This window comes from Rhodococcus sp. NKCM2511, assembly GCF_014905595.1.
Taxonomy (GTDB): domain Bacteria; phylum Actinomycetota; class Actinomycetes; order Mycobacteriales; family Mycobacteriaceae; genus Rhodococcoides; species Rhodococcoides fascians.
Window position 1 is genome coordinate 457,948 of record NZ_BNHJ02000003.1, and the last position, 25,902, is coordinate 483,849.

Sequence of the window (25,902 nt, forward strand, 5' to 3'; positions counted from 1 at the left end):
GGCCCGCCTACTTCTTCGACCGTGGCATGGCCCGATTGGACACCGCAGCGATCAGGCCCTGGTACCGCGAGCCGGTGATGCGTTGCAGCAGATCGAGCGCGATGGCGTCGGAACCGATGAGCACGCGACCCCGGCCCTTCTCGACGCCCTTGAGAATGGTCTTGGCCGCGTCGATCGGGGTGGTCTTCGCCAACTTGCTGTCGAAGAACTTCGCCACGTCGGCCTGGTCGAAATTCTCGGCGACGGTGGCGTTGCGGGCGATGGCAGTCTTGATGCCGCCGGGGTGCACCACGGTCACCTTCACCGGAGCCTTCGCGATCAACATCTCCATGCGCAGCGACTCGCTGAATCCGCGGACGGCGAACTTCGCAGCGTTGTACGCGGACTGGGACGGCATCGCCAACAGGCCGAACAGGCTGGAGATGTTGACGATGTGGCCGTCGCCGGAGGCCTTGATGTGCGGCAGAAATGCCTTGGTGCCGTTGACGACGCCCCAGAAATCGACGTCGACGATGCGCTCGATGTCCTTGAACGAGGACTTCTCCACGTCACCGTGGTATGCGATGCCCGCGTTGTTGTAGATCTGGTTGACCTTGCCGAAATGCGCGACGACGGCCTCGGCGTAGTCCAGCACGGTCTCGCGCTGCGAGACGTCGAGGAAATCGGACTTCACCTCGGCACCGAGTGCCTCGACGCGGCGCACCGTCTCGTCGAGTCCGGCGGTGTCGACGTCGGACAGTGCGAGCTTGGCTCCGCGTCCGGCCAGCTCGAGGGCCAGGGCCCGGCCGATTCCCGAACCCGCGCCGGTGACGACGGCCACCTTGCCTGTGAATGTGCTCATCGTGCGGACACCTTGTCTGTGTTGTTGCCGGCGGCCGTGCTCGCCGACGCGGAGGTCAGATCTGCGGTTGCGACGCTACGGTACGCATCGAGATCGAAATGCTTGGTCTGACGACGGAACTCGAACGTGAACCCGGGCCACAGGGTGGTGTTGTTTCCGTGCTTGTCCAGATACCAGCTGGCGCAGCCACCGTTCATCCAGACGCTCTTGGCGAGCTGGTCCTGCAGAGTCACGTTGTACTCGTCCTGCACGTCCTTGCGCACTTCGATGGTCCCGATGTCGTGCTTGTCGATGGTGTTCAAGGCGTCGACCAGGTAGTTGATCTGCGACTCGATCATGAAGACCATCGAGGTGTGCCCGAGGCCTGTGTTGGGGCCGACGAGGAAGAACATGTTCGGGAAGTTCGCCACCGCGGCGCCCTTGTAGCCCTGCTGTCCGCCGTCGTCGAACGTCTGCGCCAGCGTCCGGCCGTCCTTGCCGACGATGGCTTGGTATGCAGGCGAATCGGTGACGTGGAAGCCGGTGGCGACGACGAGTGCGTCGATCGGGCGCTCGGTGCCGTCCTTGGTGACGATCGATCCCTTCCGGATCTCGGCGATGCCGTCGGTCACGAGGTCGACGTTGCTCTGCGCGAGAGCGGGGTAGTACGCGTTGGAGATCAACATGCGCTTGCAGCCGATGCGGAAGTTCGGAGTCACCTTCGCGCGCAGCGCCTTGTCCTTGATCTGCGTGCGCAGATGATTCTCCGACGCCCACTGCAGCGGCTTCATGAACGCGGGGTTCTTCGCCAGCCCGACGACCTGGGTCTCACGCATCGCGTAGATGCCGGCGCGGGCGAGGCGCTGGAAGCCGGGCACATGCTTGAAGGCGAAGCGCTCGAGCTTGGTGTACGGGCGATCGGCGCGAGGGAGGATCCACGGCGCGGTGCGCTGGTAGACGTCGAGGTGCTCGACCTGGCCTGCAATGGCGGGAACGATCTGGATCGCCGACGCGCCGGTCCCGATGACGGCGACGCGCTTACCGGCGAGCGAGACGTCGTGGTTCCACTGAGCGGAGTGGAAGACGTCGCCCTCGAAATCGTGAATTCCCTTGATATCGGGCAGGTTCGGCTCACACAGTGCGCCGACGGCCGAGACGACGATCTTGGCGGTGTAGTTGCCGGTGGTCGTCTCGACGTCCCAGCGGCTGGTGGAGGCGTTCCATCGCGCCGACGTCACGTCCGTGCCGAAGACGTGCTTGTCCATGACGCCGTACTTGCGCGCAACTCCGGCGATGTACTTCTGGATCTCGGGCTGGGTGGAGAACGAACGAGTCCACTCCGGGTTCAGCGCGAACGAGTACGAGTACAGATGCGAGGGCACGTCGCAGGCTGCACCGGGGTAGGTGTTGTCGCGCCAGGTACCGCCCACATCGTGGCCGCGTTCGACGACGACGAAATTCTTCTTGCCTGCCTTGGTCAGCTTGATCGCTGCTCCGAGCCCGGCGAAACCACTGCCGATGATCAGCGTATCGACGTGACGCGGCGACGTTGCGCGGTCCGAAGTATCTGTTACGGGAAGACTCATGTAGAGCAGACTAGAAGCTTACTGAGTGTGAGTCAATAGTTATTGACTACTATTCAATAGGATGATTGCATGGCGGATGTGAACCGCGCTGGAGTATCGACGACGAAAAGGACCAGACTCAGTCCGCAGCAACGACGAGCGCAGCTGATCGAGCTCGGCACCGAGATGCTCGCCGATCGGCCACTCGAACAGATCTCCGTCGAGGACATCGCCGATCAGGCCGGAGTCTCCCGAGGTCTACTGTTCCACTACTTCGCGTCCAAGCAGGACTTTCACCTCGAAATAGTCCGCGAGGCGTCGCGGTCGATGATCGAACGGACCGCACCCGACCCCGACCTCGAACCCTTCGAGATTCTGCGCGACTCCATCGCCAACTACGTCGACTACGTCAGCGAGAAACGCGACACCTTCATCTCCCTGCTCCGCGGCACGGCAAGCGGAGACCCCCAGATGCGCGAGGTGTTCGAGCAGACCCGCACCACCATGGCCGATCGCACTCTCGTCCAACTCGCTCAACTCGACGTCGATGTCACCCCCACCATCGACCTCGCCGTCCGCGGGTGGATCGCCTTCGTCGAAGAAGCCACCATCACCTGGCTCAGAAATCCACAGATCACCCGCGACGAGTTGATCGACCTGAACGTCAACGCCCTACCTGCTGTCGCCCTGGCCCCGGGCATGATCTCCGCGCTGCTGGGAGCCGACGCCGACGCCTGAGCCCCGCCCCAGTGTGCGTCCCCCCTGGATCGACGTCCTCCCCGGTTGGTATCGCCCCGGTTGCAGGTCCTCCCCGGTTGGGATCAATGTCCCTTTGTTGCAGTCTGACCGACTGAATCTCGCATTCATCCGAAGTGCGGCCGAGGCCACAGCCGAGTGAATGCGGCTCTGTTGCAGTCTGACCGACTGAATCCCACATTGATCCCAACCCGGGTGCACACAGAAACGACGAAAGCGGCCCACTCCCGAAGGAGTGGGCCGCTTGTCGCTGTCGGAGATCTAGTCTTCGCCGACCTTGTTGAAGGCCTCGTCGATGATTTCGAGTTGCTCGACGGCGTGCACCTTGCTCGATCCCGAGGACGGTGCGGACATGGCGCGACGGGAGATGCGCTTGATGCCGACCAGCTTTTCGGGCATGAGTTCGGGCAGTGCGAGACCGAAGAACGGCCAGGCACCCTGGTTCGCAGGCTCTTCCTGAACCCAGCGGAATTCCGTTGCGTTCGGGTAGCTCTCGAGTGCTTCCCGGATTCGACGCGTCGGCACGGGGTAGAGCTGCTCGATGCGGACGATGGCGACGTCGTCGCGGTTGTCCTTCTGCTTGCGAGCGAGGAGCTCGTAGTAGAGCTTGCCGCTGACCATCAGCACGCGCTTGACCTTGCTGCGGTCGCCGGTGCCGGTGTCGTAGGTGGGCTCGTCGAACACCGAGTGGAACTTGCCGTCGGTGAAGTCCTCGATGTTGCTCACTGCTGCCTTGTTGCGCAGCATCGACTTCGGGGTGAAGACGATCAGCGGGCGACGGATTCCGTCACGCGCATGCCTACGCAGCAGGTGGAAGTAGTTCGCGGGGGTCGAGGGGAGTGCGACGGTCATCGATCCTTCGGCGCACAGCGTCAGGAAGCGTTCGATGCGTCCGGACGTGTGGTCCGGGCCCTGACCCTCGTGGCCGTGCGGGAGCAGCAGCACGACGTCGGAGAGCTGTCCCCACTTGGCTTCACCGGACGAGATGAACTCGTCGATGATGGACTGGGCACCGTTGACGAAGTCGCCGAACTGCGCTTCCCACATCACCAGTGCGTCCGGGTTGCCCACGGAGTAGCCGTACTCGAAGCCGACGGCCGCGAACTCGCTCAGTGCGGAGTCGTAGACCATGAACTTGCCGGGATTGTCGCTGCCGATGTTCTGCAGCGGCGTGTACTCGGAACCGGTCTTGCGGTCGATGATCACCGAGTGCCGCTGCGTGAACGTGCCGCGGCGGGTGTCCTGGCCCGAGAAACGAATGTTACGTCCCTCGTCCACGAGCGAGCCGAGTGCGAGCAGTTCGCCGAAGGCCCAGTCGACCTTGCCCTCGTACGCCATCTCCCGACGCTTCTCGAGCACCGGCTTGACGCGGGGGTGCACGTTGAATCCCTCGGGAATGTCGAGGTGCGCATCACCGATGCGGTGCAGGACGGCCTTGTCGACGGCGGTGGTGAGCTTGGTCGGCAACTGCTGGTCGAGTTCGACCGATTCGCTGGGCTCCGGGGTGTACTTCTCGAGTTCGCGTACCTCGTTGAAGACGCGTTCGAGCTGACCCTGGTAGTCGCGGAGCGCGTCCTCGGCTTCCTTGAGCGAGATGTCGCCACGGCCGATGAGCGATTCGGTGTAGCTCTTGCGGACGCTGCGCTTGGTGTCGATCACGTCGTACATCGCCGGCTGGGTCATCGAGGGGTCGTCGCCCTCGTTGTGTCCGCGACGGCGGTAGCAGATCATGTCGATGACGACGTCCTTGTGGAACTTCTGACGGAAGTCCACTGCCAGCTGAGCCACCCAGGCACATGCCTCGGGGTCGTCGCCGTTGACGTGGAAGATCGGCGCGGCGATCATCTTGGCCACGTCGGTGCAGTACTCGGACGAGCGCGAGAACTCCGGCGAGGTGGTGAAGCCGACCTGGTTGTTGACGACGATGTGCACGGTTCCGCCGGTGCGGTAGCCACGCAGATCGGACAGGTTCAGCGTTTCCGCGACGACGCCCTGGCCTGCGAAGGCCGCGTCGCCGTGCAGCATCAGCGGCAGCACGGAGTAACCGCCCTGGCCGGTGCCCTTGTCCAGGAGGTCCTGCTTGGCCCGGACGAGGCCTTCGAGAACGGGATCGACGGCTTCGAGGTGCGACGGGTTCGCCGTGAGCGAGACCTTGATGTCGTTGTCGCCGAACATCTGGATGTACGTGCCCTCGGCACCGAGGTGGTACTTCACGTCACCGGAGCCGTGTGCGGCAGCCGGGTTCATGTTGCCCTCGAACTCGGTGAAGATCTTCGAGTACGGCTTGCCGACGATGTTGGCCAGCACGTTCAGGCGACCGCGGTGCGGCATGCCGATGACGACCTCGTCGAGGGCGTACTCGGCGCTCTGGTCGATGATGGAGTCCATCATCGGGATGACCGACTCGGCACCTTCGAGCGAGAAGCGCTTCTGTCCGACGTACTTGGTCTGCAGGAACGTCTCGAAGGCCTCGGCTGCGTTGAGCTTGCTGAGGATGTACTTCTGTTGCGCCACAGTCGGTTTGACGTGCTTGGCTTCGACGCGTTCCTGCAGCCACGAGACCTGCTCGGTCTCGAGGATGTGGGTGTACTCGACGCCGACGTGGCGGCAGTACGAGTCGCGCAGGACGCTGAGCACGTCGCGCAGCTTCATCTTGTCCTTGCCGTGGAATCCGCCGACCTTGAACTCGCGGTCGAGATCCCACAGCGTCAGGTCGTGGCTGATCACGTCGAGGTCCGGATGCATCCGGAACTTGTCCTTGGTGAACTGCAACGGGTCGGTGTCGGCCATCAGGTGACCGCGGTTGCGGTACGCCGCGATGAGCTCGAGCACGCGGGTGTTCTTGTCGACGGTGCCCTCGGGCAGATCCTTGCGCCAGCGGATCGGCTCGTACGGGATCTTGAGCGAATGGAACAGCTCGTCGTAGAACTCGTCGCTGATCAGCAGATTGTGGATCGTCTTGAGGAAGTCGCCCGACTCCGCACCCTGAATGATGCGGTGGTCGTACGTCGAGGTCAGCGTCATGAGCTTGCCGACGCCGAACTCGGCGAGACGCTCGTCGCTGGCACCCTGGAATTCCGCCGGGTACTCCATGGCACCGGCACCGATGATGGCACCCTGGCCGTTCATCAGGCGCGGGACGGAGTGGACGGTGCCGATTCCGCCGGGGTTGGTCAGCGAGATCGTGACGCCCTGGAAGTCCTCGCCGGTGAGCTTGCCGTCGCGGGCACGCCGGACGATGTCCTCGTACGCGTTGTAGAACTGCGTGAACGTGAAGTCCTGCGTGTTCTTGATGGCCGCGACGACGAGGGAACGGTTGCCGTCCTTGCCGGGAAGGTCGATCGCCAGACCGAGGTTGATCGACGCCGGAGTGACGGCATTGGGCTTGCCGTCGACCTCGGCGAAGTGGCGGTTCATGTTCGGGAACGCCTTGACGGCCTGCACGATGGCGTAGCCGAGCAGGTGCGTGAACGAGATCTTGCCGCCGCGGGTACGCGCGAGGTGGTTGTTGATGACGAGGCGATTGTCGACCATGAGCTTGGCCGGGATGGCTCGCACGCTGGTAGCTGTCGGAATCTGCAGCGAAGCGGACATGTTCTTGGCAACCGCTGCAGCTGCGCCGCGCAGAATCTTGCTCGACTCTTCACCGAATTCGGCAGCGGCGGGCTTGGCCGGGGCTGCCTTCTTCTCGGCCGGCTTGGCCGGGGCCGACTTCGCCGGAGCAGGCTTGGATTCAGCAGCCTTGGGAGCTGCGGCCTTCGCGGGGGCTTCGGTCTTCTTGGGAGCTTCGGTCTTCGCGGCCGAGGCGGCGGGCTTCGCAGGAGGCGCGGGTGCTGCGGGAGGAGCGGACTTGGCCGAGCTGCCGTTCGAGGCCGAGCCGTTGGAACCGGACTTACCGTTGGAGATGGGGTTCTCGTCGATCACGGCTTCGGGGTCGTAATCGGTGAGGAACTCGTGCCAGCTCGCGTCGACGGAGGACGGGTCCTGCTTGAACCGCTGGTACATCTCGTCGACCAGCCATTGATTTTGTCCGAATTGGGTAGTAGAGCTGCTGCTCACGGCAGTAGTTCGCCTCGTTTCTGTCTTCGTTCCCGATCAGCGCGCGTACGACTCCAGGCTAGACCTCCGGTCGAGATCGCGTGCGTCCGGGACGTAGCTGTGATATGTACTCACCGGTAACCATCGGCCTCGTTGTCGATGACCCCGTTGACTATCGAATTATTCCCCCGGTTCGTTTCGGCTGCAGCCCACAATGTGGCGTAGAAGCCGTCCCGTTTGCGAAGTTCGGAATGTCGTCCGACTTCCACGATACGACCACCGTCGACGACCACGATCAAATCCGCTCGTGCGGCGGTGGCCAATCGGTGCGCGACGACCACTGCGGTGCGGGTTCGCGCAACGGCGTTGCTGGCTTCGAGGACCTTGCGTTCGGTGGCCGGATCGAGGGTCGCGGTCGCTTCGTCGAGCAGGAGTAGATCGGGATCCACCAGTTCGGCGCGGGCCAGCGCAATGAGCTGTCGTTGGCCGGCCGACAACCCTTGGCCGCGTTCTCCGACAGGTTGCTGCATACCGCCGCGAAGTGCAGCGATGGTGTCGAGGGCCCCGACCGAGCGTGCCGCGTTCTCGATGTCGGCCCTGCTGGCGTCGGGCCTGCCGTACGCGATGTTCGACGCGATGGTTCCGGTGAACAGGTGGGCTTCCTGCGGTACGACGCCCAGCCGGTGGCGGTAGTCCGACAACCGGTAGTCGCGAAGGTCGTGGCCACCCACGCGTACCGATCCCGAGGTCGGGTCGTAGAACCGAGCGAGCAGCTTCACGACGGTGGATTTGCCTGCTCCGGTGCGACCGACCAATGCGACGGTGGTGCCGGCCGGGATGCTGAGAGATACCTCACTGAGCGCGTCGGAGTGAGCTCCGGCATACCGAAAGCTGACGTCGACGAGGTCGATGTCGGCGTGCAGGCGATCGCCGACGACTGCACCGGACCCGGTCGCTGTTGCTGTTTCGATCGAACTCGTCGTGCGTAGGAGGTCTCCGATTCGGCCGACGCCGACGCGGGCCTGCTGGTAGCCGTCGAATACTTGCGAGAGTTGCTGGATCGGGCCGAAGAGGAGTCCGAGGTACAACACGAACGCCACCAGGGTGCCCGCGGTGGCGGTGCCCGTGGCGATCTGATGCGCACCGACGAAGACGACGACGGCCAGCGCGACATCCGAGAGCAGCGTGATGAACGGGAAGAACACCGAGATCGCGGTCTGCGATCGCATGCGGCTCGCTCGGTAGCGGTTGCTGCGTTCGGCGAAGCGGGAGGCTGCGTACTCCTCACGTCGGTATGCCTGCGCTGCGCGCAGTCCGGTGACGTTCTCCTGGAAATCGGCGTTGACGATGGAGATGCGTTCGCGCGAGGTCGAGTACGCAGCCGAGGAGATGCGTCGGAAGACGACGGTTGCGACGGCGAGCGGCGGCACGACCGCCAGGGCGACCAGCCCGAGTGTCGTATCCGTGACGAGCAGCGCGATCGCGATGCCGACGACGGTCAGCACGCTGACCACGGCCGTGGACGCGCCGGTCTGGATGAACGACGACAGCGCATCGACGTCGGTGGTCATTCGCGTCATGATGCGCCCGGACAGCTCGCGCTCGTAGTAGTCCAGCCCGAGTCTCTGAATGTGCGCGTAGCTGCGTACTCGCAATCCGAACAGCACCCGCTCGCCGGCTCGTGCGGTGAGCACGGTCGTCGCGCAGACCACGAACCAGCTGGCAGCAGCCAGGGCGACGCCTATCGACGTTGCGATCCATAGGGTGTCGGAGTCCCCGCGGGCCACGCCGCTGTCCACCGCGTACCGGACGAGTGAAGGGAAGGCGATGGAGGCGATCGAGTCGAGCGCCAGCAGCACCACGACACCTGCCAGCAGCAGCCGGACAGGACTCAGCAGTCGTGAGAGCCGGAATTCCGGGTCGGGTCGACGCAACTGTTGTCCCGATCCGCCTGGTTCCTCCGTTGCCGGTGGCAGGGCTGCCACCGCGTCGGAGATGGCCTGCGTCGGTGCCAACGAGCCGAATGCGCCGGCCATCGCTGCGCCGTGGGTGCCTCCGCCTCCGGCACCTGCGGGCGGCATCGCGCCACCGGGGTTCGATGCGGCTTCCAGAGCATCGTCCGGCCAGAGCATCGCCGCCGACGGTTCCGTGCGCGGTTCCGGTGCGGCGTCGCTGTGTTCGTTCTCGTCTCCGCCGGCGAGGAGAGCGCGGAACAGTGGGCAGCGCTCGTCGAGTTGGTCGACTGTGCCGGTGTCGATGATGCGTCCACCGTCGAGGACGGCTACTCGGTCGGCCAACGTCAGTGTCGATCGGCGGTGTGCGAGGACGAGGGTCGCCCGGGTGCGCACGCCGCGCAGTGCGTCGAAGATGGCGGCCTCGGTCTCGGCGTCGACGGCGGAGGTGGCGTCGTCGAGGACGAGAATCCGCGGCTCGACCAACAGGGCGCGAGCCAGGGCGATGCGTTGGCGTTGCCCGCCCGAGAGGGTGAGGCCGCGTTCGCCGACGAGACTGTCGTAGCCATCGGGCAGAGCGTCGATGAAGGTCGAGGCCTGAGCCAGCCGAGCCGCGTGTTCGATCTCCTCCGCGCTTGCCTCGGGCCTGCCGAGCGCGATGTTGGCGGCGATGGTGTCGGAGAACAGAAACGGCTCGTCGAAGACCAACGACACCGCTTCGCGCAGTGACGCGGAATCCAGGTCGTCGATGTCGATGGACGTGTCCCCGGAGGTCACCGCGATCCGGCCGCGAGTAGGGCGATAGAAGCGGGGGAGCAGCAGGGAGAGCGCGGTCTTTCCCGAGCCCGCGTGTCCCACGACGGCCACCGTCTCCCCGGGGGCGATGCTCAGGTCGAGGTCGCTGAGAACGTTGCGCTCTGCCTCGAATCCGAACGTGACGCCGGTGAGGTGGACGCCGAGGGGGCCGTCGGGCAGTGCGATGGGGTGCGCCGGTTCCGGTGCGGTCGGCTCGGTGTCGACCACTTCGTAGACGCGCTCGACGGCCGCGCGGGAGAGCTGCGCCATGATCACCACCGACGACACGGTTCGGGTGACGGCCGACAGCGTGGCCACGTAGGTGGCGAAGGCGAGGAAGGTGCCGATGGTGATGTGGCCGTGCAGTGCCAACCAGCCGCCGAGAGCGATGACGCCGACCAGTCCGAGCTGAGGAATGGTTGCCATGGTCGGTGCGAACCGTGAATTGATGCGGGCCGAGCGCATACGTTCGGCGAACAGCCTGCGCCCGAGAGCTTCGATGCGATCCACCGCACGCGCTTCCTGCCCGAAGCCCTTGACCACCCGGACTCCGGTGACGGTCTCCTCCACGTGCTGGGCCAGATCGGCGGCGCGCTGTTGTGCGGACCAGGTGGCAGCGAAGAGGGTGGGTCGCATCCGGTAGACGACGACGCTGACCGCGGGAACGATGACGACCGCGACAAGGGTGAGCAGCGGTGAGAGGTAGGCCATCACGACCAGGGCCAGGACGAACTGCAGAATTGCCCCGGCCGACAGCGGCACCATGGCGAGCAGACCCTGCACCAACTGCAGGTCGGTGATCGATCTCGACACGACCTGGCCGGTTCGGATTTCGTCCTGCTTGCGACCGTCGAGCCGCTGCAGCGATGCCAGCAGGTCCATCCGCAGATCGTGTTGGACATCGATCGACAGGCGACCGGCGAGCATGCGCCGACCGAACTGGCAGGCGAATCGCAGAGCACCCAGCAGTGCGATGGCTATCGCGACTCCGGCGATCACGTCGTTCTTGCCTGCGCTGGCGTCGTCGATCGCGAGGCGCGTCAGCAGCGGAAACGAGATGTCGATGAGGGCGGCGATCATCGTCACGCCCAGTGCGCCGAGTGCCGTCCGCCGGTGCAACATGCACTGCGCGAGCAGACGTCTGATCCAGCCACGCCGTGTGATCGACGACGCGGTGGTCGGCCGGGAGTCGGTGGGTACGCCGGACGAGCCGGGGTCGGTTTCCAGCAGACGGGTACTGCCCGTATTGCTGCCCGACCCTGCTCGATCCTTCACGTATTCGCTGTGTGCCATCGATTCACACGGTAGACCCGGCTACCGACAGCAGGATCGGGCGAACATCCCCACCGATGCGGTGGTCAGTCGATGTCCCGGGTTCGGGCCAGGAACCACCCGCCACCGGTGAGGATCACGGCCCACAGGGCAAGTCCGAGCGGAGCCCACGGCCACGACGCGAGGTCGCCCGCATCGTCCAATTGTGTCGCTGCCATCGTCGGCAATGTCAGGTTCGACGGCAGCGCGGTTGCCACCGGTCCGAAACCGACTCCGAACAGAATCAGGGACAGCAGTCCTTCACCGAACGGCAGCCAGGCGACGAGCACGATGGCGGCCCAGGTCGGGGATTTGAGCAGCAACCCCAGCCCGGCTCCGATGAGCGACCACAGCACCACGGCGAGCAGGCACGACGCGACGACGCCGATGAAAGCGCCGTCGAGGACGATTGTTCGTTGGCTGAAGATCAGCAGACACACCAGGCTCGCCAGGAGCACGACGAGGCCGTACCCCAGGCCGAACAGGGCGGTGACGATGAGTTTGGCGGCAACGACGCCGTCTCTGCCGCGGGCCGTCAGGAAGCTGGTGGTGATGGTCTTGTGTCGAAACTCGGTTCCGGCGTTGACCGCGCCGAAGATGCCGGCGAACAGGATGGCGGCACCCGCGGCGACGTACAGGCCGATGGAGGCGACACCGCCGGCGATCTGAAGATCTTCCTCGAACTCGCCCAGCTGGTTCGCGATCACCGAGGTGATGACGGACGCGAACACGCCGACAACGATCGGTGCGATCGCCAGCGCCCACCAGAACTTCAGTGTGGTGACCTTGCGGATCTCTGATGTCAACAGCGCGTTCATCGCGAACCCCCGTTCCAGTTCTGCGGTGGTCCGTAGTTCTGTGGCGGCGGTGAGTACCCCTGGTTGTGACCAGGCGGTGGCCCGTATCCAGGCGGTGGTCCGTACGCAGTGGGTTGGACGGGTGCTGCGGTGTACTGACCGGCGGTCATCGACAGGAACACCTGCTCGAGGTCGACGTGTTCGCTGGTGGTGCCGAAGACCGTGACCCCAGCGTCGGCCGCGATGCGCGTGACAGTGGCAGCGTCGGCACCCGCGACGCCGATGCGGCCGTCGGGCAGCAGTTGGGTGTCGGTGAGTCCGATGGACGCCAATGCCAGAGCCAGTTTCGCCGGGTCGGACGCGGCGACGAGCACGCGGGTCGGGCGGGTGGATCGCAGCTGAGCGATGGATCCCTGGTACATCAGGGTGCCGGCGCTGACGATGACGAGAGTGTCGACGGTCTGCTCGATCTCGCGCAGGATGTGGCTCGATACCAGCACGGTTCTCCCCGATGCCGCGAACGCTTTGAGGAAGTCTCGAAGCCAGGCGATCCCCTCGGGATCGAGGCCGTTCGCGGGTTCGTCGAGTACGAGGATCTCGGGATCGCCGAGTAGAGCTGTTGCCAACGTCAATCGCTGACGCATGCCGAGAGAGAACCCGCCTGCTGCGCGGTGCGCGGCGTCGCCCAGACCGACGAGGTTCAGGACGTCGAGGGCGCGGCTGTCGGGTACCCCGATCGCCGCGGTGTAGATCTTCAGGTGGTGCTCGGCGCTGCGTTTGGGGTGCAGACTCAGCGAGTCGAGAACGGCCCCGACGGAACGGGCCGGGTGGGTCGCCGTGCGAAACGGAACGCCGTTGACGAGGCCGACGCCCGAAGTCGGGGCGACGAGGCCGAGCAGCATCCGCAGTGTCGTGGACTTGCCGGAGCCGTTCGGCCCGAGAAATCCGGTGACGGTTCCGCGTGGAACGACGAAGCTCAGGTCCGAGACCGCGCGAACGGTACCGAATTGTTTCGTCAGAGCCTGCGCTTCCAGCGCCGGAGCCGAGTAGCTGGTCATCTGTGCGGTGTCCCCCTGGCCGTCGGTGCACCTCGTGTGCCGGTTGCTTTGCGGCAACCGGTACACGAGGTTACGGGGTGGGACCGACGGGCGGGATGACCCGGTTTCAGCGATGCAACGCCGCAGCGATCTCCCGGTACGTCTCGAGCGGGTCGGCGTCGTCGGGCAGCGAGTGCAGCGTCACGTGCGACGCGCCTGCAGTGAGGTGCTCGTCGAGTCGCGCCGCGATGGCGTCGGCATCGCCGTGTGCGACGAGCGCGTCGATCAGTCGGTCACTGCCGCCGTCGCCGATTTCCTCGTCCGAGTAGCCGAGCCGGTTCAGATTGTTGGTGTAGTTGCGCAGATGCAGGTAGGGATTGTTCACCGGTGGCCGACCGATCGCGCGTGCCTTCTCCGGATCGGTCTCGAGCACCACCTTGTGCTCGGGAGCGAGGATCTTGTTCGGCCCCACTGCTTCTCGGGCTTCACGGGTGTGCTCGGGAGTGGTCAGATAGGGGTGCGCACCTGCGGTACGGCTTGCGGCCAGCGCGAGTACCTTGGGGCCGAGCGCGGCGAGGACCCGACGCTCCATCGGGACTCCGGCCTCGTCGAGGTCGTCGAGGTAGCTCACCAATGCGTCGTACGGCTTCCGATACTCCTGGGTGGCCTCGGGGTGACCGGCACCGATGCCCAGGACGAACCGTCCGGGGTGCTTGCTCTCGATGCGGTGATACGACGCGGCGACGTCGGCGGCTGCATCGGACCAGATGTTGACGATGCCGGTGGCGACGACGATGGTGTCCGTGGCGTCGAGGATCTCCTCGGTGGTCGTCAGGTCCGCGGGCGGGGATCCGCCGAGCCAGATGGTCCCGTAGCCGAAGGACTCGATGGCGCGGGACAACTCCGGCGTGAACGCCGAGTGCAGTCGCCAGACGCCGTACTTGCCGAGTTCAGGTGTGGAAGTCATGTTCGAAGTCAACGCAGCAGCCTCTCGAAGATTCCGGGCATTCTCATTCGTCCGGTTCGATGATGCGATTTTCCGGGAACCGTGCGGGCGGCGGGCCGAAGGCGTCACGGGCGTTCTTGATGACGCCTTTGCCGACCACTCGGTTGCCCGCGCCGCCGATCGCCGCGCCGATTCCGGCGGGAAGCATCTTGCCGACCAGCAGTGCACTGCGCTTGGCCAGGTATTTGGTGACGAACTTCTTCACCAGCGATTTGTTCATGCTGGCCATCGAGCCGCCCGGGATGCGCGAGGTGATGAGTGGGCCCCAGTTCTTGGCTGTCTTGCCCACTGTTCGTTGAACGATCTGCATGCCCGATTCGCCCAGTGCCACCGAGAGCACCAGCGCGCGTCGCTGCTGGTGATTCTCGATGGGAATGCCGTGCACGGACGCGACCGACAGCGTCAACAGAGCCGACGACTCGATGAAGAAGGCGGTCTCTGCACCGACGGCGGCGAGCGATGCGACCGTACCGATTCCGGGGACCGCCGCTGCGCCTCCCACTGCCGATCCGCTGCCGGTGACCGCCAGCAAAAATCGCTTCTCGAGCCGTTCGATGATCTGGGCCGGGGTGTCGTACGGGTGTGCTCGACGCACGTGCGCGACGTATTTGTCGACGGCGGGCCCCTGTAGGCGGCTGGCGTTGTCCAGGATGTTGACCAGGGCCCGTTCGAGCTTGCCTCCGCTCGAGATCTCGACCTGAGCGTCGTCCTTCTTGCCTGCCATCGATACCTCTTTCGGTTGCGAGCGTCGGTGACGCTGGTCGGGGGAGTTACCCGCGAATTCCTCGTTGCACACGTTCGGGGCAATTTAGACTCGTGGCGTGCAGATTGCTCCGAGCGAGGTGGTGTCCGGTGGCGCGCGCCGCGTCGGGGTGCAGGCGTGTTCGAGACCCTGGCGAGCGGCATCACGACGTCGCCGGTGACGATCCGCGCGGCCGACGAGGAAGGTATGGCGTCATGACCACACACATTTGGCCCACTCTGAAGTACGACAACGCTCGCGACGCGATCCGATTCATCGTCGACGTGTTGGGATTCGAGGAGTGCGCGGTTCACGGCGAAGGCGACCGCGTCGATCATGCGGAACTGCGCTGGCCCGACGGCGGCGGGGTGATGCTGGGCAGTGTTCGCGACGGGAGTGCCATCGGCGAACTGCCGCCGGGTGTCGGGTCGATCTACATCGTCACCGACGACCCCGACGGCATCCACGATCGCGTCGTCGCGGCGGGCGGCACCGTCACGCAGAGCCTGCGCGAGGAGGACTACGGCAGCCGCGGCTTCACCTGCCGCGACGCCGAGGGGGTCTACTGGAGCTTCGGTACCTTCGCCGGGGCATAGCCGTCACTGTTACACCCAGTGCTCGGGCGGAACCAGTTCGTCCGGCTTCGGCGGCTGCGGCGCGGTGCCGTCGCCGAAGGGCGATCCGCCGAGTGATTCACGTCCGTGCGGTTCGAGCCAGCCGGCCAGATCGGGCCCCTTCGGCACGATGCCCGACGGATTGATGTCGGTGTGCACCTCGTAGTAGTGCCGCTTGATGTGATCGAAGTCGACGGTGTCACCGAATCCGGGGGTCTGGAACAGGTCGCGTGCGTAGTTCCACAGCACCGGCATCTCGGTGAGCTTGCTGCGGTTGCATTTGAAGTGGCCGTGGTAGACGGGATCGAAACGGACGAGGGTGGTGAACAGTCGCACGTCGGCCTCGGTGATGTGCTCGCCGACGAGATACCGCCGGGTGGACAGCCGTTCGACGAGCCAGTCGAGGCGAGCGAACAGGCGGTCGTACGCCTTTTCGTAGGCCTCTTGCGAGCCGGCGAATCCGCAGCGGTAGACGCCGTTGTTGACGTCCTTGAACACCAGATCGGCCACCTCGTCGATCTCGCCGCGGAGCGCCTCCGGGTACAGATCGGGCGCGCCCTCGCGGTGGTACTGCGTCCACTCGGTGCTGAGGTCGAGGGTGATCTGTGGGTAGTCGTTGGTGACGACCTGGCCGGTGGGAACGTCGACGATCGCCGGCACGGTGATGCCTCGTTCGTAGTCCGGGAACCGTGCGAAGTAGGCGTCCTGCAGCCGAGGGATCTGCAGAACCGAGTCGACGCCGCCCGGCTCCTCCTGGAAGTTCCAGCTGCGCGGGTCGTGGGTCGGACCCGGAATGCCAAGGGACAGAACATCTTCGAGTCCGAGGAGTCGACGCACGATGATGGATCGATGGGCCCACGGGCAGGCCCGCGCCGCGATCAACCGGTAACGCCCGGGCTCCACCGGGTATCCGTCCCGGCCGTCGGCGGTGATGCGCGTCGGGATGTAGTTGGTATCGCGCTTGAATTCCTCGCCCGGCTTCACGTAGGTGGCGTCCTCGGCCATGATCGAACTCCTCACATCGGTCGGTTTCACGAACGCTACCCAGTCCGGACCGGATTCAAGCGCCTAGGTTCGACGCACGGCGGTGTGGCAGGCGCCGATCTCCACGTAGTCGAGCCGGGCGGCAAGGCGTCGAGCGGTCGTGTTCTCCGGTCGCGCTCGCCACTGCGGTATCAGGCCGTCGTCGATGGCATCGTTGGTCGCGAGCCGCCCGACGACCGCGGCGTATCCGTGTCGTCGGTGGTCCGGGTCGGTGAGAACGCGCATGTCGGCCAGGATCATGTTTTCTTCCGAGTACCCGGCCGAGGCCAGGGATCGCGCCGAATCCGCGGGTCGGTCGTCTCCGAGCAAAGTGAACCAGTGCCGCGACACCGGCTCGCCGAATGCCTCCGTCACGTCGGCCTCGCTGCAGTGCTCCGCCAGAGCACGGGCGTGCTCTGCGTCGTGGGAGATCAGCGGATCGTGGACGTCGATGGTGTGGCCGATCTCGGATCCGTAGGCCAGCGTGTGGGAGTCGATCTCGTACTGCTCGACGCGATCGCCCAGCAGCGTCGCCAACCACGTCCGACCGGTGTCTGCCTGGCCCTCGATGCCGCGTGCGGCGTCCACGGCCCAGGACGGACCGACGATCAGGGTGGTCTGTGCCAGTCGGAGTACGACGATGTTCTCGGTGTCGGTCCGATGTTCGACGCGGTCCGCGGTGGTATCGAGGGCACGGTCGTCCAACGACAGCCGTCGGCACCAGGCGAGTCGGACGATGTCGAGTCGGTGGGGATCGAATCGGTCGGCATCGTAGGCAGGCAATTCCACGGTTCGACAGTAGCGACGGCACTTGAACCGACGGGCTGCGGCAGCTGTGGCGGCATTTCTGTTTCACCGTCCCAAAGCAATCTTTCGAACTTTTTCGCCCCCGGTGTTTCGCTCAGCGCCGATAGATGGCAGACTCGGTTTTGAGATTAGAGCTTCGACGTGAAGATCTAGCTCGCTTACAGAAGGTTTACAGAATGACGCAGGGCAGTGTGAAGTGGTTCAACGGCGAAAAGGGCTTCGGCTTCATCGAGCAGGATGGTGGCGGACCGGACGTTTTCGTTCATTACTCGGAGATTCAGGGTAGCGGCTTCAAGTCGCTCGACGAGGGCCAGCGCGTGGAGTTCGAGGTGGGCCAGGGTCAGAAGGGCCCCCAGGCTACCGGCGTCCGCGCCATCTGATTCAAGCTTCGTAACCCGATTTCTCCTGGTGGACTGAAACTCTAGACTTTTTCAGCACCAGAAACTCGGTGACAAGGCCGGATACACGGAAGTAATTCCGAGTATCCGGCCTTCGTCTGTTCGGTGAGGGCATCGACCGCGGTCGGTGCCCATTCTGCGTCGAAAGACGCCTTTGTCCCCTGGTGGGCGCATTGTCCGGGTTGCTCCGAGGCTACCGCCGGCCCTATATTCCAGTTGGAATAATTCGTGCGGGATAGGTGACAGGGGGATCGATGCGAGCTGGAACCGTCAATCCGCTGGGCGTATCGATTCTGGCTCTGCTCTCGGAGGGCCCGATGCATCCCTACGAGATGTATCAATTGCTGCTCTCCCGCAAGGAAGATCGAATCGTCAAGATTCGCCCGGGTTCGCTCTATCACGCGGTCGCACGTCTGCACGAGCAGGAACTGGTCGACGAGGTCGGAACCGACCGGGGTGGCAACCGTCCGGAGCGCACCACCTATCGGATCACCTCGGCCGGACGGCACGTGCTGACCGATCGGCTGACCGAAATTCTGAGAACCCCGGTGCGTGAATACCCGCAGTTCGTCCTCGGCCTGTCCGAAATGCACAACCTACCCGCATCCGACGCGACCGCCCTGTTGCGGGAGCGAATCGTGGACCTGACCGCGGACATCGACGAACTGTCGGGCTATCAACAGCTCGCAGCAGATCGCCAGATATCCGAAATCTATTGGGCCGGAATTGATTACATTCACCACATGCTGCGCGCAGAAGTGCAGTGGCTGACGCGCTACCTCGATCGGATCGACAGCGGCGAGCTCGACTGGCCGCATCACATCTCCGCACATCACACGAACCCGACTTCGGGGATAGGGAGCGCTACATGAATTCCGTCGAGACTGCCCCGTCGCAGCACGAGATCAGACCGTGGCCGGCGCTGTGGGCACTGTGCTTGGGCTTCTTCATGATCCTGGTGGACACGACGATCGTCGCGGTCGCGCAACCTGCGATCCTCACCGGGCTGAACACCGACATCAACAACGTCATCTGGGTCACCAGCGCGTATCTCCTCGCCTACGCCGTTCCACTGCTGGTCACGGGCCGATTGGGTGACAAGTTCGGTCCGCGGAATCTGTACATCGCCGGCCTGGTGCTGTTCACTCTCGCATCGGTGTGGTGTGGACTGTCGGGATCGATCGAGATGCTCATCGCGGCGCGCGCGGTTCAGGGTCTCGGCGCGGCGATGATCACCCCGCAGACGATGGCGGTGATCACTCGTGTGTTCCCGGCGGAGAAGCGTGGAACGGCAATGGGGGCATGGGGCGCCGTCGCAGGCGTCGCAACGCTCGTCGGGCCGATTCTCGGCGGTGTGCTGGTCGACTCGCTCGGCTGGGAATGGATCTTCTTCATCAACGTGCCGGTGGGCATTCTCGCAATTGCGTTGGCGCTGAAATTCGTTCCGGTGCTGCCGACCCACGATCACAAGTTCGATCTGCTGGGCGTTGCGCTCAGCGCTGTCGGACTCTTCTGCATCGTCTTCGGTATCCAGGAAGGTCAGAAGTACGACTGGGGTACCGGCGTGTGGATCCTCATCGGTGTCGGTCTGCTGGTATTCGCCGGGTTCGTCTACTGGCAGTCCGTGAACACCAGCGAGCCGCTGGTGCCCTTGGCCCTGTTCCGCGACCGCAACTTCTCGCTGTCCAATATCGGTATCGCCGCAATGGGTTTCGCGATGTCCGGCATGATGCTGCCGATAATGTTCTACGCGCAGAGCGTCACCGGTCTGACGCCCACCCGATCGGCATTGCTGTTCGTTCCGATGGCGCTGCTCACCGGACTGCTCGCACCCAATATCGGCAAGCTCGTCGACAGGACTCATCCGCGGTACATCGCCGGATCGGGACTGTTCATCCTCGCCGCGTCGCTGCTGTGGTTCGCCTACGAGATGACGCCGACGACGGCCATCTGGAAGTTGCTGCTCCCCGTCGCTGCAATGGGTGTGGCGAATGCGTTGATCTGGTCTCCGTTGGCAGCGACGGCCACTCGTAATCTTCCGATGAGCCAGGCGGGCGCGGGTTCGGGTGTTTACAACACCACCCGCATGATCGGGTCCGTGCTCGGCAGCGCGGGCATCGGCGCGCTCATCCAATCGCGCTTGGCCGCCGAACTACCTACCGGTGGATCGGCTTCGGGAGCAAACGAATTCGCCGGCCGAGTGCCCGAGATGCTGCGTGACGGCTTCACCACCGCCATGGCGCAGTCGCTGATTCTGCCCGCCGTCGTGCTCCTGGTCGGCATGATCGCGGTCTGCTTCTACGCCCGGCCTGCGTTCGAGAAACCCATGTGAGTGGAACCTCGACCCCTGCTACGAAGTTCCACTCACATGCGGCGAAGCCGCTCTACAGCCCCAGATCCCGGCCGATCAGTTCCTTCATGATTTCGTTCGATCCGGCCCAGATCTTGGTCACGCGAGCGTCTTTCCACGCGCGGGCGGCGCGGTATTCGTTCATGAATCCGTAGCCGCCGTGCAGCTGGACGCAGTGGTCGAGGATTTCGTTCTGCACCTGCGAGCTCCACCACTTGGCCTTGGCTGCATCGATGGCCGTCAGCTCGCCCTGGCCGTGGGCGACGATGCAGTTGTCGATGTATGCCTGTGCCACATCGAGTTTGGTGACGAGCTCGGCGAGCAGAAACTTGTTCCACTGCAGCGAGCCGATCTGCTGACCGAATGCCTTGCGGTCCTTGGCGTACTGCAGCGTCTCTTCGAGAATGGGCCGTACGTGTCCGAGGTTGGCCACCGAGCAGCTGATGCGTTCCTGGGGGAGCAGCTGCATCATGTGGATGAAGCCGCCGTCGAATTCGCCGATCATGTTGGCGCTGGGTACTCGCACGTTCTCGAAGAACAGTTCCGCGGTGTCGGATTCGGGCTGGCCGACCTTGTCGAGTTTGCGGCCGCGGGTGAATCCCTCGGTTCCGTTCTCGACGGCGAACAGCGTGATGCCCTTCGCCTTCTTCTCGGGCGTCGTGCGCGTGGCGACGATGACGAGGTCGGCGGAATTGCCGTTGGTGATGAACGTCTTCGAGCCGTTGATGATGAAGTCGTCGCCGTCCTTGACGGCGGTGGTTTTCAGCGCGGCCAGGTCCGAGCCGCCGGAGGGCTCCGTCATGGCGATGGCGGTGAGGATCTCGCCGCTGCAGAACCCGGGCAGCCAGCGCTTCTTCTGCTCCTCGGTGGTGAGCTTGACGAGGTAGGGCGCGACGATGTCGACGTGGATACCGAAGCACGACGCCACCGCGGCACTCGAGCGGGCGAGTTCCTCACCGAGGACGGCGTTGAATCGGTAGTCCTCAGCTCCGCTGCCGCCGTATTCTTCGGGCACTTCGAGGCCGAGGAAACCGTTGCGTCCTGCTTCGAGCCAGATCTCGCGGTCGATGTATCGCTGCTCGACCAGCTTTTCCTCGACCGGTGTGATCGTCCTGGTGACGAACTCGCGTACCGATGCGCGGAAGTCGTCGTGGTCGGACTCGAACAGGCTGCGCTTCACTTACTTGTTCCTCTCGGTAACGGCTGATACGCGCACAATACTCGTCGGTAACTACGCCCCGGAACGCGTATGGCACTATGCGAGGCATGGCTGACGCACCTACCTCGCTCGTCCGATCGACCACTGCGGCCGGCGCCGAGGTCGCTGTCCTGACGTTCGACCACGGCCCCCTCAATCTGTTCGATCAGGCAATGTTCGACGCGGTGGCCGCGAACGTTGCCGATCTGGCCGCGAACCCGCCGCGTGCGGTTCTGCTGCGTGCCGAGGGCAAGGTCAACTCGGCGGGCGTCGACGTGCACGTGTTCGAGGGATTGTCCGCGGCCGAGGGTGCCGATCTGTGGCGTGGGTTGTTCGCCGGCATCATTCACCCGCTCGAGGCGTTGCCGTGCCCGGTGATCTACGCCGCGCACGGTTTGACGCTCACCGCGGCGTTCGAGATCTCGCTGGCCTGCGACATCGTTCTCGCCGGACCCAAGGCGAAGTTCGGTCTGGTCGAGACCGTCGTCGGGTTGACGCCGTCGATGGGCGGACCGCAGCGTCTGGCCGAGCGGGCAGGGTCGGGTCGGGCACGTGAATTCGTCATGACCGGAGATCTCTACGACGCCCAGACGTTGAAAGAGTGGGGCGTGGTCAACCAGATCCACGACGACGTCGATGCCGCGGCGCTCGCGTTGACACACCGACTGGCCGACGGCCCTACCGTCGCCCATGCGGCCACGAAACAGATTGTGGCGGCGTGGCGTTCGGGCGGTGTGGCGCACGCGGACGACATCACGTCGGAGGTGTCGGGCGCATTGTTCGAGACCGATGATCTGCGCGGTGCGGTGACGAGCTTCCTCGAGGTCGGCCCGGGTAAGGCGACGTACACCGGCAAGTAGAATCGTATGAGTGAGTAATGATCAACTGGCCGAACTGCACCTGCACATCGAAGGGTCGCTCGAGCCTCCGCTGATCTTCGATCTTGCCGAGCGCAACGCAATCACGCTGCCGTACAAGGATATCGACGAACTGCAGGCGAAGTACGAGTTCACCGACCTGCAATCCTTCCTGGACCTGTACTACGCGAACATGGCCGTGTTGCGCACGGCCGAGGATTTCGGAGATCTGGCGCGCGCCTACTTCCGCCGCACCGCGCAGGCCGGGGTGACGCATGCGGAGATCTTCTTCGATCCGCAGGCGCACACCGAGCGCGGCGTGCCGCTCGCGGCCGTCGTCGAGGGATTGGCCGACGCGTGCGCCACCAGTGAGCGTGAATTCGGCGTCACCAGTGGCTTGATCGCGTCGATCCTGCGCGACAAGCCGGTGCTCCACGCCAACCAGCTGCTCGACGACCTGTTGGCAATGCAGGCTCCGATCATCGGTCTCGGTCTCGATTCTGCCGAGGTCGGCTACCCGCCGTCGCTGTTCGTCGACGTGTTCGCCAAGGCGCGCGCCGAGGGTTTGCATGTCGTCGCCCACGCCGGTGAGGAAGGCCCGCCCGACTACATCTGGCAGGCGCTGGATCTGCTGAAGGTCGAGCGCATCGATCACGGCGTGCGGTGCCTGGAAGACGAGGCGCTGGTCAATCGGCTTGTCGAGGAACAGATTCCGCTCACCGTGTGCCCGCTGTCCAATGTCCGGCTCAAGGTGATCGACAACGTCGGGCAACTGCCGTTGCGGCAGATGCTCGAGCGCGGCCTGTCGGTGTCGATCAACTCCGACGATCCGGCCTACTTCGGTGGCTACGTCGACGACAACTTCGCTGCCCTCGAAGCGGGAATGGGCCTCACCTCGGCCGAGCGAAAGCAGTTGGCCGAGAACTCGATTCGCGCGAGCTTCCCAGCTACCTAGATCAGCTCGCCGTCACCGAGATCTTCGGGTAACCGGTCGCTCCGTCGGGAACGGTATCGGCGGTCTTGTTGGTCTGCAGGTCTCCGGCAGAGTTGGTGGCGCGGGCACGGATCGCATGCTGGCCGGCAGGCAGGTCGAGTTCGACGCTCCATTGCCGCCAGGTGTCCTTGGAGTACTCCTCCGAGAGCGTGGCCGGCACCCAGTTGCCCTCGTCCACTTGGACTTCCACGCTCTGGATGCCGGTGTGCTGATCCCAGGCCACCCCTGCGATCACCGACTTCCCGGCCGGCATGGAGCTGCCCGATCTCGGGGTGTCGATCCGGGAGGCCGTCTTGATCGGTCCGAGTGCGCCCCAACCGCGGTCGGTCCAATATGCCGTCACTCGGTCGAATCGGGTGATCTCGATGTCGGTGACCCACTTGGTCGCCGAGACGTAGCCGTACAGGCCTGGAACGACGAGCCGCGCCGGGTAGCCGTGCTCGACGGGCAGCGGTGCGCCGTTCATTCCCACCGCCAGTAAGGCGTCGCGGCCGTCGAGCAGAACCTCCAGTGGGGTGCCCGCGGTGAAGGCATCGCTGCTCGACGACAGAGCCATGTCGGCGTCCGGGGAGATGCCTGCTTCTTCGAGAATGTCCTTGAGCGGGTAGCCGATCCACGTTGCATTGCCCACGAGGTCGCCGCCGACGATATTCGACACACAGGTCAGGGTGACCGTCTTTTCGACGGCCTGGCGCTGCGCCAGATCGGCGAACGTCAGCTCGATCTCGCGGTCGACCATCCCGTGGATACGCAGCGACCACGTATCCGACGCCACCCGCGGCACGACCAACGCGGTGTCGATGCGGTAGAAGTCCTCGTTCGGGGTGATGTACGACGCGAGGCCGTCGATCTTCAGGTCCGCCCCCGCCGGTATCGGCGTTTGCGGCGTCGGGGTCGGGAGCATGAAGCCGAGTCGATCGGCGGTGACCGCTCGCGCCGAGGTGAGCATTCGTCCGGCGGTCCCTGCGACGACTCCGAGTACTGCGGCACCGGCGGCGAGGGTCAGAAAACTGCGTCGGTTCATCCCGTCGGTCGCCGGGGTGGCGGATCCGATGAGGGCGTGCAGCACGACGATGCCGACGATGACGCCGCCGATGGTCGGGACTGCATAGAACACCGTCGCGTCGGGTCGGGTCACCGCGGCGAGGACGCCGATTACGCCCAGGGCGGCGAACACCGCGGCCCCGATCGGTTTGCGAGCGATTCCTGCCGCGGCGGCGATAGCACCGATGACCACGGCCATACCGAGGAACAGGGCGAGCTTGTCGGAGGTGCCGAACGTGTCGATGGCCCATTCACGGACCGGCGCCGGACTGTTGTCGACCGCCGAGGATCCGACGGCGGTCAGTGGTGACGAGTTCGGTCCGATGGGGACGGCGATCAATTCGCCGACGCCGAGGACGACTCCGGCGGCGATGATGCCGGACAGCGCGCGTTTTCCTGTGCTCACCGAGTCCAATGTAAGCGAACTCGTCGTGCGCGGTATTTCGTAGCAGGGTACGAGATACCGCTCACGACAGCAGGTGCGCCAAGTAGTCGTTGCGGAACAGCTGCGTCGGGTCGAGGGAATCGCGGATGCGCAGGAAATCGTCGAAGTGCTCGTAGGAATCACGCAGCTCGGCGCTGCCGAGAGAGTGCAGTTTGCCCCAGTGCGGCCGACCCCCGACGCTGCGGCAGATGGCTTCGACAGCGTCGAAGTACTCGCGGTGATCACGCCGGTGATACTGGTGCACGGCGATGTACGCCGTCGGACGCCCGGATGCCGTGGACAGCCAGATGTCGTCGGCGGCCGCGAACCGCACCTCGACGGGGAACGCGATGGAGATCGCCGAACGCTCGAGCCAGCGATCCACCTCGCGCAGCACCCAGGCGATCTCGGAGACGGGCACGGCGTATTCCATCTCGACGAACTTGACCGTCCGCGACGACGCGAACACCCGGTACGAGCGGTCGGTGTACTCGCGAGCCGACAGTGCTCGGGCCGAGACCGCGTTCACCCTGGGAATCAGCGCAGGCACCCGCGTCACCAGTCGGTTGAGGCCCTCGAAGACCGTGTTGGACAGCAGTTCGTCGTCGAGATACGAGCGCACCTTGCCCAGCGGACGCAGATCGGTGTCACCGGGCAGGCGGGTGTTGCGTTTGGTGAGCACACGATCGGTGTGCGGAAACCAATAGAACTCGAAATGGTCGACGCCGGCGACGGTGGCATCGAGATCACGCAGCGTCGCCGTCAGCGTCGACGGCGTCTCGACGGCCTGCAGCGCGAACGCCGCGACGCAGTTCAACGTCACACGCGTGATGACGCCGAGAGCGCCGAGACCGATGCGGGCCGCGTCGAACAGTTCTGTGTTCTCGTCTCGGGAGCACTGCACCGACTGTCCGTCTGCGGTCACCAGCTCCAGCGCGTGCACCTGGGTGGCGATGCCGCCGAATCCGGCACCGGTTCCGTGAGTGCCCGTCGAGATGGCCCCGGCGACGGACTGCTCGTCGATGTCGCCCAGATTGGTCATCGCCAGCCCGAGCTCCCACAACCGCGCCGACAACTCCCGGAGTCGAGTGCCGGCCAGCACCGTCACCTGGGCAGATCCGTCGTCGGCGCGTTCGACGGATTCGATACCGCTCAGCGCGTCCAAGACGATCTGGATACCGTCGGTGACGGCAATGGGAGTGAAGGAATGCCCTGCCCCGACGCAGCGCACCGGCAGAGACCGTTCGGCGGCATCGCGCAGAATCGCACGCAGCTCCTCGACCGACGAGGGCTCGGCTCGACGTGCCGGGAATGCATGTTGATTGCCCGCCCAGTTCTGCCACGACCGCTCGATCATCGAAACACTATCTCGCA

20 protein-coding genes are annotated in these 25,902 nt (G+C 64.7%); 7 read left to right on the top strand and 13 right to left on the bottom strand.

The window, feature by feature from the left end; genetic code table 11:
- Positions 1–7 precede the first annotated feature (7 nt).
- Together JLZ96_RS21660 and JLZ96_RS21665 are read right to left on the bottom strand one after the other, a co-directional pair.
- Complete coding sequence (locus tag JLZ96_RS21660; protein ID WP_027498021.1) at positions 8–841, bottom strand: SDR family oxidoreductase; 834 nt, start codon at positions 839–841, stop codon at positions 8–10.
- Complete coding sequence (locus tag JLZ96_RS21665; RefSeq protein ID WP_027498020.1) at positions 838–2,406, bottom strand: NAD(P)/FAD-dependent oxidoreductase; 1,569 nt, start codon at positions 2,404–2,406, stop codon at positions 838–840. The genes JLZ96_RS21660 and JLZ96_RS21665 overlap by 4 nt, the downstream gene beginning before the upstream one ends.
- 69 nt (positions 2,407–2,475) lie before the next feature.
- On the opposite strand from JLZ96_RS21665, the gene JLZ96_RS21670 reads away from it, so the two are divergent.
- Entirely contained in the window at positions 2,476–3,123 is a 648-nt protein-coding gene (locus JLZ96_RS21670) for a TetR/AcrR family transcriptional regulator (RefSeq protein ID WP_032371667.1), read from the top strand.
- 279 nt (positions 3,124–3,402) lie between these two features.
- Here JLZ96_RS21670 and JLZ96_RS21675 read toward each other — a convergent pair whose 3' ends face one another.
- From JLZ96_RS21675 to JLZ96_RS21700, 6 genes are all read right to left on the bottom strand, one after another.
- A complete protein-coding gene (locus JLZ96_RS21675; protein ID WP_201011216.1) occupies positions 3,403–7,200 on the bottom strand; it encodes a multifunctional oxoglutarate decarboxylase/oxoglutarate dehydrogenase thiamine pyrophosphate-binding subunit/dihydrolipoyllysine-residue succinyltransferase subunit in 3,798 nt (1,265 codons plus the stop codon).
- A 110-nt stretch (positions 7,201–7,310) separates the two neighbouring features.
- Positions 7,311–11,219: an ABC transporter ATP-binding protein gene (locus JLZ96_RS21680; protein WP_201011217.1), complete on the bottom strand. Its 3,909-nt coding sequence runs from the start codon at positions 11,217–11,219 to the stop codon at positions 7,311–7,313.
- A 65-nt stretch (positions 11,220–11,284) separates the two neighbouring features.
- The gene (locus JLZ96_RS21685; RefSeq protein ID WP_230591922.1) at positions 11,285–12,043 is read right to left on the bottom strand and encodes a hypothetical protein; all 759 of its coding nucleotides are present in this window, start codon (positions 12,041–12,043) and stop codon (positions 11,285–11,287) included.
- An 8-nt stretch (positions 12,044–12,051) separates the two neighbouring features.
- Positions 12,052–13,092: an ATP-binding cassette domain-containing protein gene (locus tag JLZ96_RS21690; RefSeq protein ID WP_032390658.1), complete on the bottom strand. Its 1,041-nt coding sequence runs from the start codon at positions 13,090–13,092 to the stop codon at positions 12,052–12,054.
- Between the two features lie 106 nt (positions 13,093–13,198).
- A complete protein-coding gene (locus JLZ96_RS21695) occupies positions 13,199–14,038 on the bottom strand; it encodes an LLM class F420-dependent oxidoreductase (RefSeq protein WP_032375503.1) in 840 nt (279 codons plus the stop codon).
- 43 nt (positions 14,039–14,081) lie between these two features.
- Complete coding sequence (locus tag JLZ96_RS21700; protein ID WP_167326850.1) at positions 14,082–14,801, bottom strand: hypothetical protein; 720 nt, start codon at positions 14,799–14,801, stop codon at positions 14,082–14,084.
- A gap of 233 nt (positions 14,802–15,034) precedes the next feature.
- Between JLZ96_RS21700 and JLZ96_RS21705 the strand changes: the two genes are divergently transcribed.
- Positions 15,035–15,415: a VOC family protein gene (locus JLZ96_RS21705; protein WP_201011218.1), complete on the top strand. Its 381-nt coding sequence runs from the start codon at positions 15,035–15,037 to the stop codon at positions 15,413–15,415.
- Between the two features lie 9 nt (positions 15,416–15,424).
- Here the strand turns inward: JLZ96_RS21705 and JLZ96_RS21710 are convergent, their stop codons facing one another.
- Positions 15,425–16,438: a glutathione S-transferase family protein gene (locus JLZ96_RS21710; RefSeq protein ID WP_045840759.1), complete on the bottom strand. Its 1,014-nt coding sequence runs from the start codon at positions 16,436–16,438 to the stop codon at positions 15,425–15,427.
- Positions 16,439–16,501: 63 nt separating this feature from the next.
- A complete protein-coding gene (locus JLZ96_RS21715; protein WP_201011219.1) occupies positions 16,502–17,245 on the bottom strand; it encodes a GNAT family N-acetyltransferase in 744 nt (247 codons plus the stop codon).
- A 194-nt stretch (positions 17,246–17,439) separates the two neighbouring features.
- Between JLZ96_RS21715 and JLZ96_RS21720 the strand changes: the two genes are divergently transcribed.
- From JLZ96_RS21720 to JLZ96_RS21730, 3 genes are all read left to right on the top strand, one after another.
- Positions 17,440–17,643: a cold-shock protein gene (locus tag JLZ96_RS21720; protein ID WP_008714360.1), complete on the top strand. Its 204-nt coding sequence runs from the start codon at positions 17,440–17,442 to the stop codon at positions 17,641–17,643.
- Positions 17,644–17,915: 272 nt separating this feature from the next.
- Positions 17,916–18,533 (top strand): PadR family transcriptional regulator, encoded by a 618-nt coding sequence (locus tag JLZ96_RS21725; RefSeq protein WP_052054800.1) that lies wholly within the window; start codon positions 17,916–17,918, stop codon positions 18,531–18,533.
- Entirely contained in the window at positions 18,530–19,993 is a 1,464-nt protein-coding gene (locus tag JLZ96_RS21730) for a DHA2 family efflux MFS transporter permease subunit (RefSeq protein ID WP_201011220.1), read from the top strand. The genes JLZ96_RS21725 and JLZ96_RS21730 overlap by 4 nt, the downstream gene beginning before the upstream one ends.
- Before the next feature lie 52 nt (positions 19,994–20,045).
- Here the strand turns inward: JLZ96_RS21730 and JLZ96_RS21735 are convergent, their stop codons facing one another.
- Positions 20,046–21,191, bottom strand: a complete 1,146-nt coding sequence (locus JLZ96_RS21735) for an acyl-CoA dehydrogenase family protein (RefSeq protein WP_027498008.1) — start codon at positions 21,189–21,191, stop codon at positions 20,046–20,048.
- An 86-nt stretch (positions 21,192–21,277) separates the two neighbouring features.
- Between JLZ96_RS21735 and JLZ96_RS21740 the strand changes: the two genes are divergently transcribed.
- Both JLZ96_RS21740 and JLZ96_RS21745 read left to right on the top strand, forming a co-directional pair.
- Complete coding sequence (locus JLZ96_RS21740; protein ID WP_032375185.1) at positions 21,278–22,069, top strand: enoyl-CoA hydratase/isomerase family protein; 792 nt, start codon at positions 21,278–21,280, stop codon at positions 22,067–22,069.
- A gap of 10 nt (positions 22,070–22,079) precedes the next feature.
- Positions 22,080–23,021 carry an adenosine deaminase gene (locus JLZ96_RS21745; RefSeq protein ID WP_201011221.1) on the top strand — a complete coding sequence of 314 codons (942 nt, stop codon included), beginning with the start codon at positions 22,080–22,082 and terminating at the stop codon, positions 23,019–23,021.
- A 1-nt stretch (position 23,022) separates the two neighbouring features.
- Here JLZ96_RS21745 and JLZ96_RS21750 read toward each other — a convergent pair whose 3' ends face one another.
- Positions 23,023–24,510, bottom strand: coding sequence for a molybdopterin-dependent oxidoreductase (locus JLZ96_RS21750; RefSeq protein ID WP_201011222.1), 1,488 nt, complete (start codon positions 24,508–24,510; stop codon positions 23,023–23,025).
- Positions 24,511–24,571: 61 nt separating this feature from the next.
- Positions 24,572–25,885 carry a D-arabinono-1,4-lactone oxidase gene (locus JLZ96_RS21755; RefSeq protein ID WP_201011223.1) on the bottom strand — a complete coding sequence of 438 codons (1,314 nt, stop codon included), beginning with the start codon at positions 25,883–25,885 and terminating at the stop codon, positions 24,572–24,574.
- Positions 25,886–25,902 lie beyond the last annotated feature (17 nt).